Genomic DNA, 26,542 nt, shown 5'->3' with positions numbered 1-26,542 from the left:
GTAAGTGTTGATGCTGTTGCTGCCAACGCTCAATTAACCCTGAATTCACCCTGCATTTCAGTGCGTATTCCAGAAATGTCGTAGCGCAGCGATTGCAATAATTTCAAGGTTGCATTTGCTACGTTTTCTTCGCGTCAGTGCAATATTTATGGTTGAAATTGGGCTATCGCTTGCTGAGATAGTTCCAGGAAACGGCCATCCGCTCGGTCGGATCGACATCAATTGTGTGGTACCCGTCCTATGCATAAGCGTCATAGGCGTCATGCATACCTAATATAAATTTTTGAAGACAGTTCAAATTACAAAAAAACACCAGAACAAATAGCCAAAGCAAAGACGACGAGCAACATCCAAATCGGCGGCAACTTGTGCGATGGGTCGTACATGGACAACCCCCGACGGCTGTAAGAATCGGCGACGCGTGGCGACTGATGTGAGAGGAGTTACCCCATGCAAAATTTTCCTGGCGTTCGCACCCTGGCCAGCATTGGCATTGCCGCAGTCCTGGTGGGTACTTTGTGGTTCTTGTATTCCAAGACCCAAAGCGCCGATTTCACGAACCAGAACGCCATCGTTGCCGATCTGCGCGAGCTGGAAGCGCTGGACGCCGAATCCGGCACAGACTCGTTGCGGGCCAAGACGGGTATCAACCGCAGCTACGAGGCTGGGCGCGCACCCGCCCAGCGCATCCCCAAGGCGATTGAGAAGATTGAGCAGGCCATTGCCGCCAGCGACATTCGCGACGCGGCCGGCGCGTTTGCGGCTGTCAAAGCCGCTTTCGGACAAAAAGATGCGTTGACCCGCCGCTTTGGCGAACAAAACAAAATCCTGCGTGAATCCCTGCTGTTTGTGACGGACGAAAGTGCCGATCTGCTGGCGCTGCTGCGCGTGCTGCAGCGTGACGCGTTGCAGCTCAAGGGTGGTGCGGCTGCGCAAAAGATCGCCAGTCTCTCTGAGCTGGGCAGCCGCGTGAATGAACTGCTGACCGAGACACTCAAATACAACCTGCTGAGTGACCCTGCTGCGCTCAAGCGCATTCAGTCTAACCTCGACGATCTGGATGGTCTGCTGCCTCAATATCCGGCTGAACTGACCAAGCCCCTGGAGGCCTTGATCGCCAAATTCCACGGTGTGCAGCGCCAGAAAGCTGTGGAAGACAACCTTCTCAACGAGATGGCTGCCTTGCCGACCCAACAGCGTATTTCTGATACAGAAAAGACGCTTGACGCGAGCCGTGCGCAGGCGCAGAGCCAGACCGATTTCTACCGCAGCCTGTTGATCGGCTACTCGGCCTTGCTGCTCGCACTCATCGCCTGGTTTGCGTGGCGTCTGGTGGCCAGCTACCGTCTCATTCAAAGTAAAAACGCAGAGCTTAAAGACGCCAACGAAGGTCTTGAGCAGCGCGTGAACGCACGTACCATGGAATTGCGTGACGCGCTCACTCACTTGAAGGAATCCGAAGCCGCTTTGGTGCAGAGCGAAAAAATGTCGTCCCTGGGCCAGATGATTGCGGGTGTTGCCCACGAGATCAACACGCCTTTGGCCTATGTGCGCAACGGCTTGCAGGTACTGGACGAGCAAATTTCCCAATATACCGGGCTTGGCATCGAGACGCGCAAGCTGTTGGATATGCTGGCCGCAGGCGATGCGGATGAGGAAGCGGTGTCCGTCCAATACGGCGTGGTGCACGGTCTTTGCAATGCGGCAGAGCAGGGCCATGGCCCCGAAGCCTTGGCGGGCGTGATCCGCGACGGCATTTACGGCATTGAGCAAATCTCCGAGATTGTGACTAATCTTAAGAACTTCAGTCGTCTGGACCGCAGCAAGGTGGCGCACTTCAGCTTGAACGAAGGTCTGGACAGCACGCTCGTGATCGCCCGCAATCTGGTGAAAACCAAGCAGGTGGAGAAGGACTATTGCGACGCGGCTTTTGTGACGGGCTCGCCGTCGCAGATCAACCAGGTGTTCCTGAACCTCATCTCCAACGCGGCGCAGGCCACGGGCGTGGATGGCGTTATCAACCTTAGAACGCGTATCGAGGGCAAGAATGCCGTGGTCGAGGTGACAGACAACGGCAGCGGCATCCCCGCAGACGTATTGCCTAAGATTTTTGATCCCTTTTTCACCACCAAAAAAATTGGGGAAGGCACGGGCCTCGGGCTTTCAATTGCCTACAAAATCATCAACGAACACGGCGGGCGCATTGAAGTCGCTTCTGAGGTGGGCAAGGGCACGCGCTTCACCATCACCCTGCCCGTGGATGTGATGAATACCACCGCCGGTCGGGAGCCCGCTCATGCAGCTTGATGCACGCAAAACGATTGGCAAATACGAGCTGCAAGGCGAGCTCGGGCGGGGCGGCATGGGCGTCGTCTATTTGGCGCGTGATCCGGTGATCGAGCGGCGCGTCGCGATCAAAACCGTCTCCAAAAACCTGCTCGATTCCACCGAAGCACAAGGCCTGATACAGCGCTTCAAACGCGAAGCGCAGGCGGCCGGACGGCTCACACACCCGGCCATTGTGGCCGTCTACGAGTATGGTGAAGACGCTGAGATCGCTTACATAGCCATGGAATACGTCTCTGGCCGCGGGCTGGAGGAGTTTATGCTCGCGGGCACTCCCATGGAGCCGCACCGGGTGCGTCGTATCGCCGCGCAGCTCCTGCAAGGCCTGCACTTTGCCCATGAACTGGGTGTGGTGCACCGCGACGTGAAACCGTCTAACGTCATGCTCGGCGCGGACGACAAAGTGAAGATTTGCGACTTTGGCATCGCGCAGTTGGAGTCTTCGCAGCTCACGCAGGTGGGCACCGTGTTGGGCACACCCAGCTATATGTCGCCCGAGCAGATGCAGGGGTTGACCACGGATCGTCGTGCCGACGTTTTCTCTGCGGGCGTGCTGGTCTACCAAATGCTCACCGGGCACAAGCCCTTTGCCGGCGATTCACTCGCCTCCCTGATGCACGCCGTGCTCAAGGGCGAGTTTGCACCACCAACGCACAGAAATACGGGCCTCGAAACCGCCGTTGACGCGGTGCTCCAGCGCGCGCTGGCCATTGACCCAGCGAACCGTTTTCAGTCCGCAGCGGCCTTTGCAGGTGCGCTGGATGCCGCTTTTTCGGGCGAGCGCTGGGATTTCGACGCGTTTGACCAAACGCAAGCTTTAGCCACAGCAGAACCCAAGCCCATGGCGACGCCGATACCAAAGATACGCAAGATCGACTTCACCGCAGTGCAGCGCCGGGTCGATCTGGACGCCACCCGAGCGCTTTCGTTGCCGGGTGAAGTCGCTGCTGAAGGCACGTCAGCGGGCGCAGGCCTGGGCCGCCCGCGCGTGCTTTTTGTGGATGACGAAGAGCGCATTGTGAACGGCCTACGCCTGCTCTTTGCGCAGCAATACGAAGTTCATATTGCCACCAGTGGCGCGCAAGCGCTGGAGCTATTGGCCGAGTACCACTTTCATTTACTGGTGAGTGACCAGCGCATGCCCAACATGACGGGCACCGAGTTGCTCTCCAAAGTGCGCGTCGGTTTCCCCAATACAGTGCGTATTCTACTCACGGGCTACTCTGATCTGGCCGCCATCGTGGGCTCGGTGAATGAGGGCGAAGTCTATCGCTTTGCCAGCAAGCCCTGGGACACGCAGGAGATTCGCGCCCTCGTGGCCGAGGCCGTGGCGATTGGCCTCACCTTGGAGGACGCGCCGCCACCCTTGGCGAGCGATGCCAAGCCTGAAGAAGCCGTGCTGTTCCTGGACGAAGACCGCGAGATCTATTTGGCCGCGCGCGACGTGCTCGGCCACAGCTACCGCGTGCTTTACGCCAATGACCTGGCGGGCGCGCTGCAGGTCTTGCAAAACGACAAAGTAGGCGTGCTGGTAGCAGATATTGAAGACAGCAGACGCAGCCACCAAACTTTCTTCAAGCTCCTTAAGCAAGAACACCCCGAGATCGTGACTATTATTATGACGGAGGCGTCTGACTCGGAACTGGTGATTGAGCTCATTAACCAGGCGCGTATTTTCCGTTTTTTGAACAAGCCGCTCAAACTTCCCACACTGCAAGCGCATGTGGAAGCGGGCATGAAGCAGTTCGCGAGGCAACAGGCGCAGCCGCAGTTTTTGCAACAGCAAAAAGTGGATAAAAAAACCTCTGTGCAAAAGCACGAAGAGGGCTCGATTGGCGGCTTTATCTTGGGCTCGCTGCGCGCACTACGCAAGCGGCTTGGGGCGGCCTGAGTCTTAAGTACGCAATAACCCGGAGCTTAGTCGCTGTAGCTCAGTTGGATAGGTACCGCGCTATCGCCAACGGGACCGTTTAGCGACGAGTTTAGGAAAACTGCGGCTCGATCTTGCCAGCGCGCCGCCGTACCGGGCCGACCAAGATTTTCATGTCGTGGCCCAGCCTGGCCACTACCTCGATCGGCTTGGCGTGGACAGCCGGCAGCGTTTTGTCCAATCGCCTGGGGCTGGCTGTCAATGCAAGGCTGGTCGGGGGCGACCTGTGGTCCCTATCCATGATGCTGATGGCCGAGGCAATAGCGCCAGGGCTGGTCGCGTGGCGCGCCTACCGGGTGCCCGTCGCTGCAGCATTGCGTAGCTAGTGTCGCCGTTCGGCAAACCGGTGCGGCAGGCTCACGCCTCAACGGTCATAGGTTTCCTTTGCGAATTTTTGAGAGGGAATTCCTTGATTGGTTTTTCTCCGAGGTCGCTCGTCTTCAACCAAAAGTATGCGCATGGTCAGTCGGGGCGGTGAAGGTATCGTGGAGCTATCAGCAAAACTATTTGTTGACTACTTGTTGATATCCCCGAGACATAGGTATTTCATCTCCACATACTCCTCCATCCCATGGCTGGAGCCTTCGCGGCCCAGGCCCGACTGCTTCACGCCGCCGAAAGGCACATGCTCTGAAGCAATGACACCGACGTTGATGCCGACCATGCCGTATTCCAGCGCTTCGGCGACGCGGTAGATGCGGCCGATGTCGCGGCTGTAGAAATAGCTGGCCAGGCCAAACTCGGTGTTGTTGGCCGCGTCTATGGCTTCCTGCTCTGCCTTGAAGCGGAACACCGGCGCAAAGGGCCCGAAGGTTTCTTCCCGGGCGCACAGCATGTCGCCGGTGGCGTCCGAGATCACCGTGGGTTCAAAGAACTGGCCCTCGAGCTTGTGGCCACCCACCAGCAGTTTGCCGCCTTTGGCCAGGGCGTCGGCCACGTGGCGCGCCACCTTGTCTACTGCAGAGTCTTCGATCAACGGGCCTTGCGCCACACCTTCTTCAAAGCCGTTGCCGACCTTGAGCGTTTTGACTTTGGCCGCAAACTTTTGCACAAACTCGTCGTAAACGCCGTCCTGCACATAGATGCGGTTGGCGCAGACGCAGGTCTGGCCGGCGTTGCGGTATTTGCTGGCCATGGCGCCTTCGACAGCCGAGTCCACGTCGGCGTCGTCAAACACGATGAAAGGCGCGTTTCCGCCCAGCTCCAGCGCCAGTTTTTTGACCGTCGGGGCGCATTGCGCCATCAGGATGCGGCCGACTTCGGTGGAGCCGGTAAAGCTGATGTGGCGCACCACATCGCTGGCGCACAGCACCTTGCCAACGTCGGCACTGTGTGTACTGGTCAACACGTTCAAAACACCTGCTGGAATGCCGGCGCGCATGGCCAGCTCGGCCGCAGCCAGCGCGGTCAGCGGGGTCAGCTCGGCCGGCTTGATGACCACCGGACAGCCGGCGGCCAGTGCCGGAGCGACCTTGCGGGTGATCATGGCCAGTGGGAAGTTCCACGGTGTGATGGCTGCGCAGACCCCGATAGGCTGCTTGATGACCATCAGGCGGCGGCTGTTGTCAAACTGCGGCAGGGTCTCGCCGTTCACGCGCTTGGCTTCTTCGGCAAACCACTCGACAAAGCTGGCGCCGTACGCGACTTCGCCCTTGGCCTCGGCAAAAGGCTTGCCCTGTTCGGCGGTCATGATGCGGCCCAGGTCTTCCTGGTTGGCCATCAGCAGCTGGTACCACTTCATCAGGATGGCGTGGCGCTCCTTGCCGGTTTTGTTGCGCCAGGCGGGCCAAGCTGCGTTGGCAGCGGCAATCGCGGCCTCAGCGTCCTTGGGGCCCAGGTTGGCCACGTCGGCCAGCTTGCGGCCATTAGAGGGGTCGTTGACGTCAAAGCGCGCGCTGCCGGCGACCCACTGGCCGTTGATCAGCGCGTCGGTCTTGAAGAGACTGGGGTCTTTGAGGAGGGAGAGGGGGGAGGTTTTCATGTCCATGGAGAAACTCTTGTTTTTTAGAGGTTGGCGAAGTTTGTGAGGGGAGTAAACCCCGCTTGGGTCGACGGTGGCCGCCGACAGGATTTTCGGGCGGTCATCAGAACCCTGCGATTTCAGAAAAAATGGGCTGGAAGGGTCGCCGCGTTTCAGTTATCTATGACACGTCTGGCAAAACCTTCCAGGTAATCCATCAGCTTGTTGGCGCCACGCATCGCGGCGGTTTCGTCACCGGTGGCGATTCCCTGGGCGAGTTCCATGTGAAAGCGAGCGCCCTCCGCGATCTCGCCTTCGTGCTGATAGGCATACCAGAAACGCCGGCACTGCACGATCAATGGCTCCACGCTCTTGACAGCCGAGCTGTTGCGGCTGGCTTCATGGTTGACCTTGTCGAGTGCGTGGTCGGCCGCCATGTAGGCGTCAAGATTGCCGCGGGCTGCGGCCTTCATCATTTTTTCGGCACAACCGACGATGGCAGCGCGCTGGCTGGCACTGGCACGCCGTGCGGAGCAGGCGGCAATAACCCCCTCAAGCACGCGTCGTGTCAGGATCACGTCCAGATGGTCGGCCAGGTCGATGTTGGAGACCAGCAGCCCGCGGCGGGGCTGCGGGACGATGAGGCCGATGGACACCATGCGCAGCAAGGCTTCGCGGACCGGTGTACGTCCGAGCTGCGTGCGCTCCGCCAGATCAGCCTCGACCACGGGTGCACCGGGCTCGAGCTGCAGCGTGGAGATCATCGCCTCGATCGCGTCGTAGGCGATGTCAGCGGCTCGGCGTTTCGGCGGCGTTCGGTGCACGGTCGTGGAGGAGGACATTGTGTTGTTTCGTGTGTCGACGTTGCAGAAGGGCCTGCCATTCGCCCACAAGGCCGCGCCGAAAGAACGACACGCAGACGATGAAGGTCATGCCGATGATGATGGTAACCACTCCGCCCAGCGCGGCAAGGTGGTTCTGCATGCTGACTACAAGGGTGGAGCCTACCACGGGGCCCCAGCTGGTGCCGAGTCCGCCCAGCAGTGTCATTAGCAGCACCTCGGTCGAGGTCGTCAGCATCACATCGTTGAGCGCGGAAAGCTGCAGAACCAGGGCCTTGAGTGAGCCTGCCAGGCCGGCCAGCGCGGCGGACAGCATGAAGGCATAGAGCTTGCAGCGGTCGGTGTCGTAGCCCAGCGAGACAGCGCGTGGCGCGTTGTCGCGCAGCGCCTTGAGAGATTGACCGAAGGGCGAATGCACGATGCGGTGGATCGCCAGGAAGGCCGCCACGAACACCGCCAGGGTGAAGTAGTACATGTGGTTGTCGACTGAGAGATCGATCAGGCCGAGCAGCTTGCCGCGCGGGATGCCCTGCATGCCGTCTTCTCCACCTGTCCAGGGTATCTGCACCGCCAGGAAGTAGGCCACTTGCGAAAGGGCCAGGGTGATCATCGCGAAGTAAATACCGGTGCGGCGAATCGCCAGCGTGCCGATCAACCATCCGATCGCTGTGGCCACCGCCATGCCTGCGAGGATCGCAAGCTCGACCGGGAAGCCACTCGCTGCGAAACGGATCATCAGGATACCGGTGGTGTAGCCGGCCCAGCCGAAGAAGGCCGCGTGGCCGAACGACACCAGCCCGGTGAAGCCGATCAGCAGGTTGAAGGCCAGTGCAAACAGCCCATAGCACAGCACCTTCATGATGAAGACCGGGTAGGCGATTTCCGGGAAGGCCGGCACCAGAAGTGCGGGCACCAGGAGCACCAGCAGGATGCGGATTGGCATGGGTATGGATTTCATGGCTAGTTCTCCTTGCCAAACAGGCCGGCGGGGCGGGTCAGCAATACCAACGCCATGATCACGAAAACCACGACGGTCGAGGCTTCAGGGTAGAACAGCTTGGTCAGCCCCTCGAGCAGGCCCAGGGCCAGTCCGCTGATGATCGCGCCCAGGATGGACCCGAGACCGCCTATCACCACCACGGCAAAGACGATGTTGAGCAGGCTGGCACCCATGAGCGGATTCACCTGCATGATCGGCGCCGCCATGACCCCCGCAATGCCTGCGAGCCCTACGCCGAAGCCGTAGGTCAGGGTGATCATCAGTGGAATATTGACGCCGAAGGACTGCAGCAGCTTGGGGTTCTCGGTACCGGCGCGCAGCAGCGCGCCGAGCCGGGTTTTCTCGAAAAGATACCAGGTGACGGCGCAGATCAGTACCGAAGCGAACACCACGAAGCCGCGGTAGATCGGCAGGTACATGAAGCCCAGGTCGATGCCGCCCTGCAGCAGCGCGGGCGGATCATAACTCGCGCCCGAGATGCCGTAGAAATGGCGAAATACGCCTTCGAGCACCAGCGCAACGCCGAACGTCAGCAACAGGCCGTAGAGGTGGTCGAGATGGTAGAGCCGTTTGAGTAGCGTCTTCTCCAGCAGCACGCCCAGTGCACCAACAATCAGCGGGGCGAGAATGAGCGCAGCCCAGAAATTGATCTTAAATTCGGGGCCCAGCAGCAACGGGAGCTGCGAAAAACCGATCCAGGCGAGGAAGGCGGCCACCATGAACTGCGCACCATGCGCGAAGTTGATGATGTTGAGCAGGCCGAAAATAATGGCTAGGCCCATGCTCAGCATGGCGTAAAAGCAGCCGTTGATCAAACCCACCAGCAACTGGGCCAGCAGGGACTGCATCGGGATGTCAAACATGTGTGTGTGTTCCGTGGTGAGTGGCATGGCCCCGTCGTCATGACGTTGGCCGCGCGGCACGTGGATTACTTGGCGATCTGACAGGCGGGATTGATGGGCGGGTACACATCGACGCCTTTGAGAACAGCCTTGACTTTGTAGTAGTCCCAAGGTGCTTTTGATTCGGCTGGCGTCTTCACCTGCAACAACAGCATGTCGTGCACCAGCGCGCCGTCTTCCCGCAGCTTTCCGTTGCGGATCACGGCGTCGTTGATCGTCATCTTGCGCAACTGCGCCATGACGGCCTTGGCCTCATCGGTGCCCGCGGCCTGCACCGCCTTCAGGTAGTTCAGCGTGGCTGAATAGACCCCGGCCTGGGCTGCGGTCGGCATGCGCTTTTGCTGGGCGAAGAACTTCTTCGACCAGGCACGCGAGCGGTCGTCGAAGTCCCAGTAAAAAGCTTCGCTCAGGTACATGCCCTGTGCCTTGTCAAGGCCGATGCTGTGCACGTCGGAAATGTAGGTGAGCAGCGGCGCGACGATCTGCTTTTTTGTGATGCCGTACTCGTTGGCCTGCTTGACAGCGTTGATGGTGTCGCTACCGGCATTGGCCAGCGCGATCACGTCGGCCTTGGATGACTGCGCCTTCAAAAGGAATGAGGAAAAATCGTTGCCCGGGAACGGATGGCGTGAACTCCCGACGACGCTCCCGCCCATGGCCTTGATGACTTCGGTGGCATCCTTTTCCAGCGAATGACCAAACGTGTAGTCTGCGGTGATGAAGTACCAGCTTTTTTTGCCTTCCTTGACCAGCGCACGCGCGGTGCCCGCTGCCAGCGCGTAGGTGTTGGTGGTCCATTGCGCGGTCAGCGGCATGCATTTTTCGCCGATGATGGCTGTGGCCAGGCCCGATGAGGGCATCACCACCCGATTCTTCTGCTTGGCGATTTCCATCACTGCCAAAGCGGTCGAGGAGGTGGGGAAATCCGTCACCATATCGACCTTGCCTTGGTCGAACCAGCTGCGCGTCAAATTGGCGGCCACGTCGGGCTTGTTCTGGTGGTCGGCGAAAACCAGCTCGATCGGCTTGCCGAGCACCTTGCCACCCATCTCCTCGATCGCCAGGCGCGCGGCCGTGACCGAGCCTTGGCCGGAGAGGTCCGAATAAATACCCGAAAGATCGTTGAGAACGCCGATTTTGACGACATCGTCGCTGACCTGTGCATGGGCGACCAGTGCTGCGCAGGCCGCCAGAGACACGGAAAGTTTCTTGAATTGCATGAGAGGCTCCAGGGGTTGAGGGGAGTTGAAGAGATGGGGTGGATGGGGCTGAAAATTCAGATGCCGAGCAACTCGGTGAGCCGCTCCTGCCGGGTTTCGACGTCGCGGCGCTCGATGACTTCGACCACCTGTCCGTGTTCGACCACGTAATGACGGTCTGCCAGATGCTTGGCAAAGCGGAAGTTCTGCTCGACCAACACGATCGTGAAGCCCTGCGCCTTGAGCTCACGGATCACCTGACCGAGCTTTTGCACAATGACGGGTGCCAGGCCCTCGGTGATCTCGTCGAGCAGCAGCAGGTTGGCGCCGGTGCGCAGGATGCGCGCCATCGCGAGCATCTGTTGTTCGCCACCGGACAGCCGCGTGCCGGGGCTGTGGGCGCGCTCCTTGAGGTTGGGAAACGTGGCGTAGATTTGTTCGAGAGACATGCCGCCTTCGCCGACCCTGGGCAGCAGCAGCAGGTTCTCTTCGGCGGTGAGCGAAGCGTAGATGCCGCGCTCTTCCGGGCAGTAGCCGATACCGAGGCGGGCGATGCGGTGTGTCGGCATGGCAATGGTTTGCTGGCCGGCGACCTGGATCGAGCCGGTGCGTTTGCCGACCAGGCCCAGAATGGCGCGCAGCGTCGAGGTGCGGCCGGCGCCGTTGCGGCCCAGCAGCGTGACGCATTCGCCCGCCTTGACTTCGAGGTTGATGCCCTGCAGGACATGCGATTCTCCGTACCAGGCGTGAAGATCGCGGATCGCCAGCATGGTGCGGCCCGTGTTCGTGGTGTGGGTGGTGGGCTCAAGCATCTTCAGTGGTTCCCATATAGGCTTCGCGCACGGCGGGGTCGACAGAGACCGCCGAGTACGGCCCCTCGGCCAGCACTTCGCCGCGCTGCAAAACGGTGATGGTGTCGCTGATGTCGGCCACCACCTTCATGTTGTGTTCGACCATCAGCACCGTGCGATGGGCGGCGACCTTTTTGATCAGCTCCTTGATGCGATCCACATCTTCGTGGCCCATACCCTGTGTCGGCTCGTCGAGCAGCAGCAGTTCGGGGTCGAGCGCCAGCGTGGTGGCGATCTCCAGTGTGCGCTTGCGGCCATAGGGCAGATCAGCGGCCAGCAGCGAGGAAAAACGCGCCAGGCCCACCTGCTCAAGCAGGGCCATGGCCGGTGCGTCAAGTTTTCGCATCGCCGCGATCGGCTGCCAGAAGTGGTAGTCCACGCCGAGTTTGCGCTGCAAGGCGATCTTGACGTTCTCCAGCACCGAGAGTTGTGGGAACACTGCGGAGATCTGAAACGAGCGCACGATACCGCGGCGCGCGATCTGCGCTGGTTTTTCCTGGGTAATGTCCGTTCCGTTGAACAGGATCTGGCCCTCGGTGGGGCCATGGAACTTGGTCAGCAGGTTGAAGACCGTCGTCTTGCCGGCTCCGTTAGGCCCGATCAACGCGTGGATCGAACCGCGGCGAACACGCAGGTCAACCTTGCGCACGGCGAGGAAGCCGCGGAACTCCTTGCTAAGCCCCTTGGTTTCGAGAATGATGTCCTGTGGCATGGGGGTGTGGTTCGCTTTCAATCGGTGTGGGATAAATTGGCCAGCGTTGTGATGCGCGCCGGTGACAGCGGTGGCCGAGGCGCGGGCGGTGTCCATTCAAAGAGGAACTGCGCTGCCGCGCTGCACACGCGGCCCTGGCAGGCACCCATGCCACAGCGGCTGTGCAGTTTGGCGTCGGTCCAGCCGCTGCACTGGGCGAGCGCGGCGTGTGGCACGTCCTCGCAGCGGCAGACCAGCGTGTCGGGTCGGGGGAGCTGTTTCAGCGACGGGGACAGCGCGAAGCGGCGGTGCAACTGCGTGGCGAAAGCCTCCCAGCGGGCACGATCGGGCCAAGACTGCTGCGCGGCGGTGATGTTGCCGACAGCAGCGTGTCCGGCGATCGTGCCTTGCGCCAGCGCCCGTTCGCTGCCGCCAAAGCCCGTGCATTCGCCGGCCGCAAAGACGCCGGGCACGTTGGTAGCCTGAAAGGCATCGAAGGCCAAGGCCTGGGCGCCGCCAAGACCCGGCACGAGCGTGCAGCCCAGCAACTGGCCCAATTGGGTGTTGGAAATGAGGCCAAAGCCGCAGGCGATGCGGTCGCAGGCCATCTCGATGACCTTGTTTCCTTGTCGCAGCTGAACCGATTCGATACGGCCTCGACCTTGCGCCGAGACAATGTGACAGGAGGTGCGATAGCTCTTGTCAACGAGTTTGAGTGCCTGAAAGGCCTTGCCCGGCCAGCGCGCCAGTTGCGCCGCAAAGGCCGCGACTGACGCAAGGCTGGCCTGCTCCGCCACACGCAACACTTGCGCACCGCTTTTGCGTGCCGTGGCTGCGGCTGCCAGAAGCAGGGGGCCGCTGCCGGCGATCACGACGCGCTCGCCCGCGACCGGCAGGCCGGTCTTGATGAGAGCCTGCAGTCCGCCGGCACCGGTGACACCGGGCAGCGTCCACCCCGGGAAAGGCAGCAGCAGCTCGCGCGCGCCGGTGCACAGGATCAGCTTGTCGTAGTGCTGTGTCCAGCCGCTTTCGGCGTCTTCGAGCAACAGCGCCTTGGTGCCGGCCAGACCGACCACGCGGGTGCCGCAGAGCACCCGCACATGGGCGCAGCGTGCGAGCGCCTCGCGCTGCCGCAGCGCCTGCAACGGCAAATGAGCGGCCGGGCCGTCGCGCCAAATCTGGCCGCCGGGGGCCGGGTTGTCGTCGAGCAGCGTGATGTGGGCACCATTGGGGGCGGCGGCCAGCGCGGCCGCCATGCCGGCCGGGCCGGCGCCGACGATCAGCAGTTCGCAGAAGGACGTGGAAGCGCTCATGGGTTCAGTCCGCATGTCGGGTACCGGTTTCCACCTGCATGCCGTCGCTGCACAGCGTTTGGCACGCCAGGCGGCGGCGTCCGTCTATCGTTAGCCGGCATTCGTGGCAGATGCCCATGCCGCAGAACGGCGCGCGTGCTTCGCCGCTGACGGAAACACGCGAACAACCCGGCGGGCGCAAGGCCAGCGCGGCAACCACGGTGGTGCCCGCCCGCACGCGCAGCGGCTGGCCGTCGATCAGCAACGCCACGCTGGCAGCATGCGCCCTCTCGGGGAACAGCGAATACTCGAAGTGATGAGGGTAGAGGGCCATTTATGCAGTTTCCAGAAAGCGCTGCGCGCGATAGGGCTCGGCGTCGAAGGGCAGGACCGCGCCGGTGAGCTGTGCCGCCAACAGGCGGGCAGTGGCCGGGGCCGTGGTCACGCCCAGGCCTTCGTGGCCGACGGCCAGCCACAGGCCATCGCGTTGCGGGTGACGGCCGATGATGGGCAGGCTGTCCGGCGTGGCGGCGCGAAAGCCGGTCCAGCTACGGATGATGTTGAGATCGGCCAGCGACGGCAGGTAGTCCAGTGCGCGGCGCAGCATGCGTCCGAGCATGAGCGCCTCCACCGCCGGGTCGGTCGTGTCGAACTGGCGCGAGGAACCGATCAGCAACTGTCCGGTCGGGCGCGGCTGCACGTTGAAGGCGACCGAATCGCCGTCGCTGTGGTGCGCGCTGCTGATGTAACCCAGCTCGACCAGCTGGTGGTGCACCGTGCCGGGGTAGCGGTCGGTAATCGCGAGATGGCCCTTCTTCGGGCGGATCGGCAGCTCCGGGCAGAAGCGAGTGGCCTGGATGCCAGCGGCCAGCAGCACGGCGCTGGCGCTGCGCCAGCTACCGTCCGACAGCCGCACGCGGGAGCAGTCGATGGCGGTGACTTCCATCTGTTCGAGGGTGATGGTGCGGGGGGCTTGCGTGAGTAGCCAGCGTGCGGCGCTGGGCGCGTAGACCACGCTGTCGCCGCCGACCTTGAGCGCGCCTGCCAGGCCCGGGCGCAGCGCCGGCTCGGCCGCAGCCAGCGCGGCGGCACCCAGTAGCTCGCAGGCGACACCATGGGCCTGCAGGCGTTGCTGCTTTTCTTCAGCGGCGGCCATTTCCGCGTCGTTGGCGGCCAGCCACAGCGTGCCGCAGCGGGTGAAGGCGCAATCGGCATTCATGCGCGGCGCCCAGTCGTGCCAGAGCTTCAGTGATTCGTGGCTGAGCGTGAGTTCGGCCGGGTTGTCGTCCATCACCACCAGATGGCCCATGCCGGCATGGGTGGCGCCGCCCAGGCCAGAGTCCAGCACCAGCACGCTGAGACCGGCCCGCGCGAGTTCATGGGCGCAAGCCGCGCCGACGATGCCGGCGCCAATGATGATCACATCGGCGTTCATCGGCTTGCGCTCGTAATAACCCATTGAGGCATGTCCGCTCCGTCCTTCTTTCTTTGTCTTCAGCTGGCAAACCAGGTGTCGTTGAGGCGGTAGCCCTCGGGGAAGGGGTCCTCGGGGTCAGCGCCGTAATAGGACACACCGGTGAGCCAGGCACGGCCACTGATGTTGGGCAGCACAGCGGGCTGCCCGCCGACCTGCGTCACCGCGTCAATACGGCAGTTGAATTGCGTGTCCAGCACGGACAGATGGACGAACGCTTCACCCACCCACAGCTCGCCGCGCGTATGCATCAGGGCCATGCGTGCCGAACTGCCGGTGCCGCAGGGGCTGCGGTCCAGACGGCCTGGCGAGACCACCACGGCGTTCTTGGCGGTCTTGACGCCATTCACCGTCTCCAACGGTCCCGCAAACAAGGTCTGGTTGATGGTGTGGATTCCGGGTTTCTCCGGATGGACGGAGGGCAATTGCACTGCCGCGGCCAGCTTGATGCGCTCACCCGCTTCCACCAGCGCGCGAGCCTCGCTGCGATCCAGCGAGAAGCCCAGCGCCGCCGCATCAACGATGACGTAAATCATGCCGCCATAGGCCACGTCCACCACAAGGGTGCCCAGGCCCTGCACCTCCACGGGTTGGCGCTGGTGCATGACGAACGAGGGCACGTTCTGAAAGGCGACGCGGCGGCATTTTCCGTCAGCGCATTCGGCACGCACGCGCACCAGGCCGGCGGGGGTGTCCACGCACAGCTGCGTCACCGGCGTTTGCATAGGCACCATGCCGCTTTCGAGGACGGCGGTCACGGTGCAGATCAGGTTGGAGCCCGACATCGGCGGGTAGTAGTCCGACTCAATGACGATCATGCCGAAGTCCGCCTCTGGCGCAATGGGAGGGGTCACCAGGTTGACGGCGGCGTTCACGCTGCCGCGCGGGTCTGACAGCAGCATGCCGCGCAGCCAGTCTTGATCGGCCTGCAAGGCTTGCTGGCGTTCGAACATGGATGCCGCGCGGGGCGCGATGACGCCCCCGGTGATGACTCGCCCCACTTCTCCTTCGGCATGAGCGCCGATGACGGTGATGGCATTTTTCAGTTGCATGAATTCTCCAGGGGTTACAGGGGGTTCCGGGTGGTTCTCTTGAACTCGCTACCGCAGCAGCGCCAGCACGTCGTCACGCAAGGCGCGCGGAATTCGCACACCTTGAGCAAGGCTTCGCGCCCGCGCCTCGAAGCGGCGCTGGGAGGGAAGCCGCGCGCCCTGATCCGTGATGGCCTGGAACAGCTGCTCCGCGCGCGCCTGGTCCGCCCGGGCATCGCCTTGGGAAAAGAAGGTTGGGTCGAAGGCGAGAATCAGCTCGCCGTGGCAAGGCGTTCCGCCGGCGTCGCCATCAAGGGCTTTCGACTCCATGCTGGTCAGATCACCGATCAACGGGCCCGCCAGTAACTCGATCATGGTCGACAGCGCCGAACCCTTGTGCCCGCCAAAGGTCAACATGGCGCCGTGCTGCAGCACCGTGGCCGCATCCGTACTCGGCGCGCCGGTGGCATCTATGCCCCAGCCTGGCGGAATCGCACGGCCGCTGCGGCGGTAGAGGTCGATCTCGCCGCGCGCGACGGCGCTGGTCGCAAAGTCGAAGACATATGGGTGACCGCCGGGGCGCGGCCAAGCGAAGGCCATCGGATTGGTGCCGAATACCGGCCGGCTGCCGCCGGCCGGGGCGACCCAGGCATGGCTCGGCGTCATCGCCAGAGCGGCCAGGCCTTGCTCCGCGAGGCTTTCGACCTCGGGCCAGAGGGCGGAGAAGTGAAAACAGTTGTTGATGACCAGTGCCGCGATGCCGGTACGCCGCGCCTTCAGGGCCAGGTGCTGGCTGCCGATCTCGAACGCGAGTTGCGAAAAGCCGAACTGCGCGTCGACCACCACGATGGCGGCTGAGCGATCGGTGACCTTCGGCTCGGCATGGCATGACACCTTGCCGTCCTGCAGCGAGCGCGTGCACATCAACAACCGGAACACGCCGTGCGAATGGCATTCGTCGCGCTCTCCCGCCACGATGACGCGGGCGATGGCTTCGGCATGCGTCCCGGACAGGCCATGGTGGGTGAGCACCCGCAGCGCAAGCTGATGGACTTCGCTGAGCGAGAGGGCGATGGTATCGGCCATTGTTGATACGGCGATGCCTTCGGTCACATCGGCATTCACAACCGGATACCCCAGGCGAAGGGATCGTCTTCTTCGATCAGCAGGGTGGCCTCGGCGCTCATGTGGGCGCGACCGCGCAGGGTCGGGATGATTTGGCCGCCCTCCATGGCGTAGCTGGCCTCGAAGCGGCTGCCGATGACACTGGCCTGGTGCCAGACCTCACCGGGCGCGAGCTTGCCGTCGGCGGCGAGGCAGGCGATCTTGGCGCTGGTGCCAGTGCCGCACGGCGAGCGGTCATAGGCCTTGCCGGGGCAGAGGACAAAATTTCGGCTGTCGGCGCCCTGATCGTCGTCGGCGAAAAGCTCAATGTGGTCAATCTCCGCGCCTTGGGCGCCGGTGATGCCCTGCGCGGCCAGTGCCTCACGCAGCGCCCAGCTGTAGGCGGTCAATGCATCCAGGTTGTCGCTCGCCACGCGCTGCCCGTGCTCACTCACAAGGAAGAACCAGTTGCCGCCCCAGGCCACGTCGCCGCACACCGCGCCATGGCCCGGTACTTCGACCGCGACCTGATTCAGGTGCCGCCAGGCCGGCACGTTGCGCACGCTCACCGAACCATCGGCATGCAGTGTGGCGGTCACGGTGCCGACCGGCGTTTCGATGCGGTGCTCACCGGCCCGGATGCGGCCCATGTAAGCCAGCGATGCCACCAACCCGATGGTGCCGTGGCCGCACATGCCCAGGTAGCCGGTGTTGTTGAAGAAGATCACACCCGCGGCGTTGGCCGGGTCCACGGGCTTGCAGAGCAGCGCACCCACGACCACATCACTGCCGCGTGGCTCCAGCACCGCCGCGGTGCGCCAGTCGTCGTGCTGCTTTTCCATTAGCGTGCGCCGCTCGGCCATGCTGCCGGCGCCCAGATCGGGAAAGCCGTCGACGACCAGCCGGGTCGGCTCGCCGCCGGTGTGGGAGTCAATCACCTTGATGTGTTTCATATCGCAGCCTCCAAAAGGTGGGTTCAGTGCGTGGATTTCAGGAACTCGACGGTCTCGGGCCTTTGCGGGCTGCCAATGACCTGCTCAGGCGTGCCAATTTCGTGAATCACACCATTGCGGAAGAAAGCCACCCGGTCCGAGACGTCGCGCGCAAAACGGATCTCGTGGGTGACGAGGATCATGGTCATGCCTTCGTCGGAGAGCATGCGCAGGGTGTCCAGCACCTCGCCGACCAGCTGTGGATCAAGCGCCGAGGTGACCTCGTCGAACAGCATGTAGTCGGGTGACATCGCGAGAGCGCGTGCAATCGCCATGCGCTGCTGCTGGCCGCCCGAGAGCTTTCCGGGAAAGACATTGATTTTTTCGCGCAGACCGACATGGCTGAGCTGGCGAACGGCAATTTCCTCGGCCTCTGCCTTGCCCTTGCCGAGCACCTTGCGCGGGGCGAGCATGACGTTTTCCAGCACCGTCAGGTGCGGGAAGGCATTCCATTGCTGAAAGACAATGCCGATACGCTGGCGCAGCTTGTTCAAGTCTATGCCCGGGGCGTGAACATCGGTGCCGTCAACGCGGATAGCGCCTTTCTGGATGGGCTCCAGGCCATTGATGCACATCAGCAGCGTGGATTTTCCCGAGCCCGAGCCGCCGATGACGGAGACCACTTCGCCCTTGCTCACGGTCATGCTGACGCCCTTGACCACCTCGAGCTGCCCGAAGGACTTGTGAACATTGTCAATTTCAATCATTTTCTTGCCACCTTTTTTCGACACGCGTGCCTGCCCATGCGACACCCCAACTCATGACGTAATAAATCAACCCTGCAATGCACAGCACGAACAGCGGTTCCTGGATGCGTGTGACGATGGTCTGTGAGGAACGCAGCAGTTCGATGATGCCGATCCATAACACCAGCGAGGTGTCTTTCATGACACCCAGCGTCAGATTGACCCAGCCGGGGAAGGACACCCGGGCGGCCATGGGCAGCACGATGTAGCGCAGGGCCTGGGAATAAGTCATGCCCAGCGAGCGCGCCGCGCGGATCACATTCGCGGGCACCGAGAGCACGCCGCCACGAACTATTTCAGTGCAGTTGGCGGCGCTGTAGATGCCGAGCACCATGCAGCCCACGGAAAAAGCGCTCCATTCCAGGCCAGCGATGCTTTTGAGTGCGTTAAAAAGCACGAACTGAATCAGCAGGGGGACGCTGCGGAACACATCCAGAAACCAGGCCAGCGGCAGGGTGAACCGGGGCAGCGCCGTGCGCAACAGTCCAAAAAACATGCCGGCCAGCGTGCCCAGCAGCATGGCCCACAGCGTAAGACTGAGCGTCACCCAGGCACCCTCCAACATGAAGAGCAGATCGTTCCCGGTAAAGCTGGTGGAAAGGCTGTTAGATAGCATGGTCAATTCTCAATTCTTCAGTACCGGAACAAGCGCCAGGCCATCAGCCTGGCCGCCAGGACGATGGCCTTGGCGATGGCGTAATAGATGACCGCTGCCAGGGCGAAGAACTCGAAGGTGCGGAAGGTCTTGACGTTGTAGTCCTGCGTGACCCCGGTCAGGTCGTTGTTGAGCCCGACGATGACGCCCAGCGAGGTCATCAGAACGGCCCAGACCATCTGGTTGGTCAGCGGATAGAACACAATGCGCAGCAGCTGTGGCACGACGATCAGGCGGTAGGCCTGGAACGCGCTCATGCCCAGCGACCGCGCCGCGCGTATCTGGGTTTCCGGTATGGCCTTGAGCCCACCCCGGAAGTTTTCGGCCAGGTAGCCGGCATTGTTGAAGGTGATGCCCGCCAGCAATGCAATCCATGAACTGGTGTGCAGGCCGAAGGAGCCCAGACCGAAATACAGCATGTAGATCTGAAACAGCGATGGGGTGTTGCGCGCGATCGAAACCCAGGCATCGGAAAAGCCGCGCAGCATCGGGTTGCGCATTTGCCGCATCGCAGTCAGAACGAGCGCGATCAGTACGCCGAAAATCATGGACAGCACGGCGGTTTCGACCGTGACCCAGGCGCCGGCCATCATGTCTGGCAGCGCCCTCAAGGCCGGGCGCCAGTGGAAGGTGTAGTCAAAGTCGAACATCGGGTCTGCAGAGCCTTACAAAAGAGGGGCGGGAACGCCCGGTGTGAGCCAGGCAGGGCGATGGCTCGGCGCCAGGCCGGTACAGGCGGCTTCGACGCAGTCGGCCAGTGAGCCAAAGTGCACCTGGCGGCCGGTCAGCCCGGGGGCATAGTGCGCGTATTTGCCCGAATTGGTCATGATGACGCGCGCCAGTGGCGACACGATGGGTTCGTCCAGCATGCACCAGCAGGTGTCGGTCAGGATGTTGACGCCGAAGGCTTCGAGCACGGCGATGTCCCCATTGCGCGTGGCATCGGCATGAACGGCGCGGCTGGTCGTGAGAACCAACGCAGTGGCCCTGCGGCGGGTGCGCCCCCGGCACAGGCGTGCGAGGGCGGCACATTCGCTGACCGAGAAGTGAGGGTTTCCCAGCGCGACCAGATCCACGCGCGCATCGCTTGCACTGTTCAGCCCGTGCCATGCCTTGTCCAGCTCATCGACTGTGATGTGATGCTCTGCTTCGGGAGGCACGCCGCCAAGGGCTGATTCCGTATCGGGTGCCTCCGGGGTGACGCCGGCGATGTGAAACATCGGCGCCGAACTGGTCGTGGCAAACGCCGCACTGAAAGCCTTGAGCTCATCCCGGCTCGGTGATGCAGACTCCAGACCGCAGATGACCGGAATGCGATGGCCGGTCAGCAGGCCGACCCAATAGCCCAGCAGCGGATAGAAGGCATCGTCAAGGGCTTGCAACATTGGCAACTGAAGCCGAAGCGTGGCCCGCCGATGGCCCGTCAGGTGGCAACCGGTCTTGGGCGCGCGGCCGATCAGGGCGATGCAGATATCCAGAAAATCCGCGTACTTGGCGGTACGTGCGCCCAGGACGCTGTTGGCGAACACGACGGCATTCGACTCCGCCCAGACGATCTGCTGACCCGCTGTCGGCGCGCTGTCGAGCAGGTAGGGCGCGCACGTAAAGCTCGGGCTGGCTCCCATGTCCACATAAGCTTGAGCGAGCGCGCTGGCGGGCTCGCCAAACGCCGGGTCTACGCCCAGCATGCGCCAACGCCTCTGGTCGACAGAGATAGAATTCAGCGTGGTGGGTATCTTGACCTTCCCACCCCAATCGCGCAGCTGACAAGCGAACCGCAGGCTGGCCGCGCCTGTGTAAATGCAGCCATCGATATGGGCCTGAACCACATCCATCAACTCGTCCGCTCCCTGAATTTGGGCCATCCGCAAGACGACCTGCATGGCGACTTGCCTGGCCCTGCCCTGCTCGCCGTCAAGGATGGCCTGGTCGCAGGGGTTCAGCTTGATGGTGTCGGATTCCCGCGAGGCAAAGCATGGTGCGGCCTCCGCATCGGCCGGCAATGCGCTTGGCAGGCCCTCTTCGTTTGTTGTTGTCAGTTGTCCGTCCGCTTGCAGACTTGCCCAGCGTGCATCCCGCAGCTGGGAAAATGCCTGGGTACCGACGCTGACGACAGGCAGCTGACGTCCAAATATTAGCTCTGCGACGATGGCGCCCAGCACCAGTATTTCGTCGGGCTGTTCCAGAATCAGTGCGCCAGGTCCGCGCCCATTGAGGATGACTTCGAGCAGCACGCTGCTACCAGTGCACGAGCCGCGACCATGAGGAATGGCCAGTACCTGCCCGGCGATGAACCTTCCGCTGAGGGGGTGATGGCGGTCAATGATCTCCCCACTCGACGGATCCACGCCCCCCCAAAAACTCAGGGAGGTATCGCCGTACAGCAGCGGCCCCTGCGCTGCCCCGCCAGTGAGCTGGCAAGTTTTCATACAGTGAGCGGACATCTCAAGTCTTCTGAAAGTCGGAACGCAAGGGCTGCTGGATGAAACAGTCTGGGCTGATCAGTAGTAGACGCCGGGCACCATCAGTTCCGGCACCTTGCCGCCTACCCATTTCTGGAAAAGCTCGGCGTAGCGGCCCGAACGCACCTGCTGATTGACAAAGAGGTTCAGGTAGTGGATCAGCCCGTACTCACTGCGCTTGGCAGCGAGCGACACATAGTCGACGACGTAGGGCGCATTGCCCACGACCTTCAAACCCTTGTATTTGCCTGATTTGATCGACGCGTAGGCCACGGTAGAGGTCACGACGGTCGCATCAACATGACCCTGACTTACCGCGAGGATGGTGTCTGCCTGATTCTGGTAGGCGCGGAAACTTCCCTTGGGAGAATTCCAGGCTTTGACATCCTTTTCGAGAGCTATCGCTTCAAAGGTGCTGGAGGTATTGCCTACCGGACGGCCCTTGAGGTCCGCGTAGCCTTTGATGCCGGTGTCTTCGCGCGTCAGGACCACCATCTGGAATGCAAAATAGGGAATGGTCATGCCAACGGTCTTGGCGCGTTCCAGCGTGTCGGACGTGGAACCGACGATGACGTCGACGCGGTTGGACGTCAGCGCGGGGATGCGGTCGGCAAATGGGGTCTCAACCACTTCAGCTTTGACGCCAAGCACTTTGGCCAGATCATTGCAATAGTCCACGTCAAAACCAATTGGGTTGTTGCTGGCGTCACGCGAACCCATGGGCGGAAAGTCCAGTACAACAGCGCAGCGTAATTTTCCCGATTCGATGATGCTGTCGAGTTTGTCGGCGGCATGTACCGCCTGGGTCGCATACAGGCCGAAAGCACCGGCGGCGACGAGAACGAGGGTCTTCAGTTTCATGTGAACTCCTAATAAGTTGGGGGATACCAGAGAAGCAGGGGACGCAGGAAGATGCGGCCTCTTCAGGAGACCGCGGGATGCTCAGGGGACGCTCTAAGGGGGTGACTCAGGGAACGGACTGGTACTGCGCTGGCCGCGTGGCCAGGGCCTTGTTCACAACGGTGGTGATGAATTCACGTTCGGCGCCAATCAATGGCAGGCGCGGACGGCGCATGTGCTCGGTGCCCACGCCGACCAGTACGTCGATGAGCTTGAGGTTTTGCACCAGCTTGGTGGAAACGTCCAGATGCAGCATGGGAGTCATCCACTGGTAGAGCTTGAGGGCCTCGGAAAATTTGCCGGCCTTCATCAGGTCGTACAGTGCAACGGTCTCACGCGGAAAAGCGCAGCCCACGCCGGCCAGCAGCCCGTCGCAGCCCAGGGCCAAGCCTTCATAGGCCAGATCGTCCACGCCGAGGAAGAGCTGGTAGCGGTCGCCCAGCGCGTTGCGCAGGTCGGTGATGCGGCGGATGTTGTCAGTGCTTTCCTTGATCGCGACAATCCATTCGCAATCGGCCAGCTCGGCCATGTGCTCCGGCTTCAAATCGACGCGGTAGGCCACCGGGTTGTTGTAGATCATGAGCGGCTTTTGCGCCGCAGCGGCCATGGTGCGCACGTTTTGCATGGCTTCGCGTGCGTCGGCCACGTAGATGACGGAGGGCATCACCATGAAGCCGGCTACGCCAAGCTTGTTGGCGCCTTCTATATAGCGAATGGCTTCACGGGTGCTGGTTTCCGAGACGTTGGCCAATACCGGGACGCGCCCCTTGCTGGCCTCCAACGCGATCTTTGCGACCTGGAGTTTTTCTTCCAGCGACAGCGTACTGGCCTCGCCGAGAGATCCGCAAGTGACGAGCCCGTGAATGCCGTTGCGAATCTGGAAGTCGATGTGCCTGGCGGTGCCTTCGGCATCGATGCTTTCGTCGGCGTGAAATTTGGTGGTGATGGCGGGAAAAATACCTTGCCAGCGGGTTTTGCTCATGGGGGAATGTCCTTGATTGAGTTTGGTGATGAATTGGTGCGAATGCCTGACTGTTAATATATTAGCAACATATCTACAATATCTTATTAGGGTTTTTACCAAGTGACTCATGGGATATATGGTTGAAAAGATTCTTCGCCTGACCGGTGGGCATGGCGTCGATGTGCCATCGAGGCACTTGGCACGCAGGCCACCTTCGAGGCAGCGCTCCGCGGGTTTAGTCGCAGTAAGCGCCGATAGACAATCGCGCCATGACTGACAGATACCAGAAGACGATGATTGGCGAACTGCGTAAGGTGCTCAAGCGGATGCACTACCCGCTGGAAATCATGCTAATTTGTGTACGCTGGTACGTGGCTTATCCACTGAGCTTGAGGCACATCGAAGAAATGATGCGTCATGTGGTTGGTGGTCACGGAGTCTTGGGTGCGGCTGCGGGCTGTGCCATCGGACACCACAGGGCCACAAAAAAAGAGTTATTTCGCCCCGGAGCCGACGCAACGCGCAAATCGATCTGTTCTTTGCTTCCATCGCGGATGCCTTCGGCGACCGAGCAATCGGAGTCATCTTGTCCGGCTATGCCGTGGACGGCACCGCAGGATGCAAGCACATCAAGGAAAAGGGCGCCATCACTTTTGCGCAGGATAATTCGGCAGAGGTCGGTAGCATGCCTGTCAGTGCGCAGGCATCAGGCTATGTGGATTTTGTTTTGCCGCCGGACAAGATTTCTGCCGCGCTGATCGAGATTGGAGCGCGCTTCGCTCGCAGTGTTTGAGTCGGCGAGTGCGCTTGGGGCGGACGGCGATGAGACTTGGCCCTGTTCTGCAAGTCGTTGAACAGCATCGCTCGATTCTGTCCACGTGTGCTTGGTGCGCTAGCAGACAGACCGGCCGCGCTAGTACAGCCAATATATTCCTACAGCTATTTAGATGCCAGTGATCGCCACGGTGCCAAAAAGGACGGCACTCGATGTCTCGGGAACGATTCGCAGAGTAAGCGAGGATTTGTAGCATGGCTGCAGTGGCGCAATTGTTACCCAGGCGTTGACTGGCCCACACGCACCCACGCAATGAAGTACCACGTTTCGGAAGTCCCATCCCCCACTGAGGTCGAGCTCAAGTTCGTCGTCCCGCCATCAAAACGCGGTGCGATTTCACGCGCGCTGCGCAGCAGCCCATGCCGCACCCAGCGCTTGCAGTCGATTTACTATGACACGGCTGATGATCGACTCGAAGCGCAGGGACAGTCGGTGCGCTTGCGCAAGGAAGGCCGAGGTTGGGTACAGACGGCCAAGGCGCCCACGGACGACCCATTTTGCCGTTTGGAGCACAACGTCAGCGTGGTTGTCTCGCGCGGGCGAAGCTCGCCTGAGCTGGATCTCGCACTTCATGACGGCACGCTCGTCGGCGCAGCTTTACGAGCCACGTTGGGAGATGCATCTCAAGGGCTCAATGACGCCGCCCTTGTCGAACGTTTCCGCGTCAATGTCTCCCGGATGGCGCGCACCGAGTCGGCTAGGGGTACGCTTATCGAGTTAGCACTCGACACGGGAGTCATTCTCGCTGGCGGGCAGTCCATCCCCATCTGCGAATTCGAAATGGAGATGAAGGCCGGAAGCGAGGTCGAGCTTATCCGGCAAGCTACGACATGGTCGTCCGAGAATGGTCTGTACTTCAGCACGTTGTCGAAGTCAGAGCAGGGCTTCCGGCTTGCCCATGGCGGCTCGGAGGGCCGTCCGGTCACTGCCATCGATGCAGCGGTCAAGCTGAACGTTGACGCAGCCGGATTTCTGGTCGCCACGTTGGCAAATTGCTTGCGGCAGGTTCTCGAAAATGCAAGCGAAATCGCCACCGGTGCTTCGGACGAAGAGTTCGTCCATCAGCTCAGGGTCGGGTTGCGCCAAATTCGAACTGCACTGCGCGAGTTGAGGGGCCTCGGCCCTGAGGCTGAACCCGCATGGGAAAGAAGCTTTGCCCGTGCTGCCCGCGAACTTGGCGCACACCGTGACGCTGTCACAGTCGTCCCAGCGATCCGGGCGGCGATGATTGCCGCGGGTCTAAAGTGGGACGGAGAGCCAAAGTCCGCGTCATTAATCCGAAGTCCGCAGTCCGTGGTGCGTGACGCCGAATTCCAACAAACCATGCTTGCCATTTTGGCGTTCTGCCGTTCGCAGTCAGACCAAGGTATGCAGGACCGTCGTGCTCGCAGGGCGCTGCGGGCCAAGCTCGTGCGCGCGATAGAGGCACTCCACAGAAAGTTGGTCCGCGATGCACCGCTATTCTCCTCGCTTTCTCTAGCACATCAACACCGCGTCCGAAAACTGGTGAAGCGGCTGCGCTACCTCAGCGAGTTCACAGCGCCGCTATTCGACGCCGAACGGGTCAAGCGTTACCTCGACAGCTGGCGCGGGGCTCAGGAAGCGCTCGGCGAATACAATGATTATCGCGTCGGCCTCGCCGCGTTTAGCGCCGACTTACAAGTTGAATCGCGCGCTAAGTCAGCCCTTCGGTGGTTCGCTTTGCGCCTTCGCGACTGCGTCAAGCGTTGCGAGCGAACTCTTCATAAGGCGGCAAAAGCGCCCGTTTTCTGGAAAGAATGAGGCCGCAGCGGCGAGCGGGATGCGCAACTGTCAATATGGAATCGTGCCGCACTCGTCGGCACGCCGGGCAGAAAACTGTGCACACTCATTCTTATGTGCTTCACCGTGCAGACTTCACATCCATTTGGTTTCAGACTCTGACCTCAACAAAGGTAAAACCACATGAACAAACATAATCACATCCGTTCTTTAGCCTTTTTGGCCATGATCAGCTTTGGGAGTTTAGTTTCGGCACAAGCCCTGAACTCCCGCGAAACACAAGCGTTTCGAGCGCAACCGTATCGTTGACTCAGGCAATGGAAATCGGTGAAAAGCAGGGCGCCGGCAAATCCCTTGGCGCAGAGTTCGATTTGGAAAAGGGCCGTGCCGTTTGGGAAGTCAAGGTATTGGGCGCATCCGGGTTGCAAGAATTCAAGGTGGACGCTATGTCCGGCCAAGTCGTCAAGGTCGAAGAAGAGCACCTGCGTGGAAGATTGACGCCACGAGTGGCAAGGCACTCTAATAGTCTTTAACGGGTGACTGCGCTCACCCTGCTTTTTTTAGTGATGTTTGCGCTGAACGTAATTTCGGCGTTTGCACCACCA

26 protein-coding genes and 1 pseudogene are annotated in these 26,542 nt (G+C 61.4%); 8 read left to right on the top strand and 19 right to left on the bottom strand.

All coding sequences use genetic code 11. The annotated features are described in order from the left end of the window. The first annotated feature begins 450 nt into the window (after window positions 1–450). The 3 genes from ABI546_RS06235 (at window position 451) to ABI546_RS06225 (ending at window position 4,602) form a co-directional block, all read left to right on the top strand. Window positions 451–2,307, top strand: coding sequence for a DAHL domain-containing protein (locus ABI546_RS06235; protein WP_348045165.1), 1,857 nt, complete (start codon window positions 451–453; stop codon window positions 2,305–2,307). Beyond that, a complete protein-coding gene (locus tag ABI546_RS06230) occupies window positions 2,297–4,237 on the top strand; it encodes a protein kinase (protein ID WP_348045164.1) in 1,941 nt (646 codons plus the stop codon). The genes ABI546_RS06235 and ABI546_RS06230 overlap by 11 nt, the downstream gene beginning before the upstream one ends. A gap of 152 nt (window positions 4,238–4,389) precedes the next feature. Then, window positions 4,390–4,602, top strand: coding sequence for a hypothetical protein (locus ABI546_RS06225; RefSeq protein WP_348045162.1), 213 nt, complete (start codon window positions 4,390–4,392; stop codon window positions 4,600–4,602). Window positions 4,603–4,790: 188 nt separating this feature from the next. On the opposite strand, the gene ABI546_RS06220 is transcribed toward ABI546_RS06225, so the two are convergent. The 19 genes from ABI546_RS06220 to ABI546_RS06130 form a co-directional block, all read right to left on the bottom strand. Beyond that, window positions 4,791–6,263 carry an NAD-dependent succinate-semialdehyde dehydrogenase gene (locus ABI546_RS06220; RefSeq protein WP_348045160.1) on the bottom strand — a complete coding sequence of 491 codons (1,473 nt, stop codon included), beginning with the start codon at window positions 6,261–6,263 and terminating at the stop codon, window positions 4,791–4,793. A gap of 146 nt (window positions 6,264–6,409) precedes the next feature. Continuing rightward, entirely contained in the window at window positions 6,410–7,078 is a 669-nt protein-coding gene (locus tag ABI546_RS06215; RefSeq protein WP_348045158.1) for a GntR family transcriptional regulator, read from the bottom strand. Continuing rightward, a complete protein-coding gene (locus tag ABI546_RS06210; RefSeq protein WP_348045156.1) occupies window positions 7,026–8,036 on the bottom strand; it encodes a branched-chain amino acid ABC transporter permease in 1,011 nt (336 codons plus the stop codon). Before ABI546_RS06210 ends, ABI546_RS06215 begins: the two co-directional genes overlap by 53 nt. A 2-nt stretch (window positions 8,037–8,038) precedes the next feature. Then, complete coding sequence (locus ABI546_RS06205; protein WP_348045469.1) at window positions 8,039–8,941, bottom strand: branched-chain amino acid ABC transporter permease; 903 nt, start codon at window positions 8,939–8,941, stop codon at window positions 8,039–8,041. Window positions 8,942–9,006: 65 nt separating this feature from the next. Further along, the gene (locus ABI546_RS06200; RefSeq protein ID WP_348045154.1) at window positions 9,007–10,200 is read right to left on the bottom strand and encodes an ABC transporter substrate-binding protein; all 1,194 of its coding nucleotides are present in this window, start codon (window positions 10,198–10,200) and stop codon (window positions 9,007–9,009) included. A gap of 56 nt (window positions 10,201–10,256) precedes the next feature. Next, window positions 10,257–10,991, bottom strand: coding sequence for an ABC transporter ATP-binding protein (locus tag ABI546_RS06195; RefSeq protein WP_348045152.1), 735 nt, complete (start codon window positions 10,989–10,991; stop codon window positions 10,257–10,259). After that, a complete protein-coding gene (locus ABI546_RS06190) occupies window positions 10,984–11,742 on the bottom strand; it encodes an ABC transporter ATP-binding protein (RefSeq protein WP_348045150.1) in 759 nt (252 codons plus the stop codon). Before ABI546_RS06190 ends, ABI546_RS06195 begins: the two co-directional genes overlap by 8 nt. 17 nt (window positions 11,743–11,759) lie before the next feature. Next, window positions 11,760–13,034: an FAD/NAD(P)-binding oxidoreductase gene (locus tag ABI546_RS06185; protein ID WP_348045148.1), complete on the bottom strand. Its 1,275-nt coding sequence runs from the start codon at window positions 13,032–13,034 to the stop codon at window positions 11,760–11,762. A gap of 4 nt (window positions 13,035–13,038) precedes the next feature. Then, complete coding sequence (locus ABI546_RS06180; RefSeq protein ID WP_348045467.1) at window positions 13,039–13,284, bottom strand: 2Fe-2S iron-sulfur cluster-binding protein; 246 nt, start codon at window positions 13,282–13,284, stop codon at window positions 13,039–13,041. Between the two features lie 63 nt (window positions 13,285–13,347). Further along, window positions 13,348–14,448 carry an FAD-dependent oxidoreductase gene (locus ABI546_RS06175; RefSeq protein WP_348045465.1) on the bottom strand — a complete coding sequence of 367 codons (1,101 nt, stop codon included), beginning with the start codon at window positions 14,446–14,448 and terminating at the stop codon, window positions 13,348–13,350. A 59-nt stretch (window positions 14,449–14,507) separates the two neighbouring features. Then, on the bottom strand, window positions 14,508–15,539 hold the full coding sequence (locus ABI546_RS06170; protein WP_348045146.1) for a proline racemase family protein: 1,032 nt from the start codon (window positions 15,537–15,539) through the stop codon (window positions 14,508–14,510). Between the two features lie 48 nt (window positions 15,540–15,587). Continuing rightward, window positions 15,588–16,604, bottom strand: coding sequence for an Ldh family oxidoreductase (locus ABI546_RS06165; protein ID WP_348045464.1), 1,017 nt, complete (start codon window positions 16,602–16,604; stop codon window positions 15,588–15,590). 35 nt (window positions 16,605–16,639) lie between these two features. Next, complete coding sequence (locus ABI546_RS06160) at window positions 16,640–17,575, bottom strand: 4-hydroxyproline epimerase (protein ID WP_348045144.1); 936 nt, start codon at window positions 17,573–17,575, stop codon at window positions 16,640–16,642. Window positions 17,576–17,598: 23 nt separating this feature from the next. Next, a complete protein-coding gene (locus ABI546_RS06155; protein WP_348045142.1) occupies window positions 17,599–18,321 on the bottom strand; it encodes an amino acid ABC transporter ATP-binding protein in 723 nt (240 codons plus the stop codon). Then, window positions 18,314–18,976 carry an amino acid ABC transporter permease gene (locus tag ABI546_RS06150; RefSeq protein WP_348045140.1) on the bottom strand — a complete coding sequence of 221 codons (663 nt, stop codon included), beginning with the start codon at window positions 18,974–18,976 and terminating at the stop codon, window positions 18,314–18,316. The genes ABI546_RS06155 and ABI546_RS06150 overlap by 8 nt, the downstream gene beginning before the upstream one ends. Window positions 18,977–18,993: 17 nt before the next feature. Continuing rightward, window positions 18,994–19,665: an amino acid ABC transporter permease gene (locus ABI546_RS06145; RefSeq protein ID WP_348045138.1), complete on the bottom strand. Its 672-nt coding sequence runs from the start codon at window positions 19,663–19,665 to the stop codon at window positions 18,994–18,996. Window positions 19,666–19,680: 15 nt separating this feature from the next. Continuing rightward, window positions 19,681–21,459 carry an aconitase family protein gene (locus tag ABI546_RS06140; protein WP_348045136.1) on the bottom strand — a complete coding sequence of 593 codons (1,779 nt, stop codon included), beginning with the start codon at window positions 21,457–21,459 and terminating at the stop codon, window positions 19,681–19,683. Window positions 21,460–21,516: 57 nt separating this feature from the next. Continuing rightward, on the bottom strand, window positions 21,517–22,338 hold the full coding sequence (locus tag ABI546_RS06135; RefSeq protein WP_348045134.1) for a transporter substrate-binding domain-containing protein: 822 nt from the start codon (window positions 22,336–22,338) through the stop codon (window positions 21,517–21,519). Window positions 22,339–22,444: 106 nt separating this feature from the next. Then, window positions 22,445–23,359: a dihydrodipicolinate synthase family protein gene (locus tag ABI546_RS06130; protein ID WP_348045132.1), complete on the bottom strand. Its 915-nt coding sequence runs from the start codon at window positions 23,357–23,359 to the stop codon at window positions 22,445–22,447. 251 nt (window positions 23,360–23,610) lie between these two features. Here ABI546_RS06130 and ABI546_RS06125 point away from each other — a divergent pair. The 5 genes and pseudogenes from ABI546_RS06125 to ABI546_RS06105 form a co-directional block, all read left to right on the top strand. Then, window positions 23,611–23,754, top strand: a pseudogene (locus tag ABI546_RS06125) (IS6 family transposase); the annotation flags it as partial. 44 nt (window positions 23,755–23,798) lie between these two features. Further along, window positions 23,799–24,134, top strand: coding sequence for a chemotaxis protein CheB (locus ABI546_RS06120; RefSeq protein WP_348045463.1), 336 nt, complete (start codon window positions 23,799–23,801; stop codon window positions 24,132–24,134). Window positions 24,135–24,428: 294 nt separating this feature from the next. Next, window positions 24,429–25,958 (top strand): CHAD domain-containing protein, encoded by a 1,530-nt coding sequence (locus ABI546_RS06115; protein WP_348045130.1) that lies wholly within the window; start codon window positions 24,429–24,431, stop codon window positions 25,956–25,958. Between the two features lie 162 nt (window positions 25,959–26,120). After that, on the top strand, window positions 26,121–26,246 hold the full coding sequence (locus ABI546_RS06110) for a hypothetical protein (protein WP_348045128.1): 126 nt from the start codon (window positions 26,121–26,123) through the stop codon (window positions 26,244–26,246). Between the two features lie 8 nt (window positions 26,247–26,254). Then, window positions 26,255–26,470 (top strand): PepSY domain-containing protein, encoded by a 216-nt coding sequence (locus tag ABI546_RS06105; RefSeq protein ID WP_348045126.1) that lies wholly within the window; start codon window positions 26,255–26,257, stop codon window positions 26,468–26,470. Window positions 26,471–26,542: the final 72 nt, after the last annotated feature.

The sequence above is a fragment of the Polaromonas sp. genome (assembly GCF_039932935.1).
In the GTDB taxonomy this organism is placed as follows: domain Bacteria; phylum Pseudomonadota; class Gammaproteobacteria; order Burkholderiales; family Burkholderiaceae_C; genus Polaromonas.
Note: the sequence above shows the minus strand (reverse complement) of the source record. Positions and strands in the feature narration are given on the sequence as shown.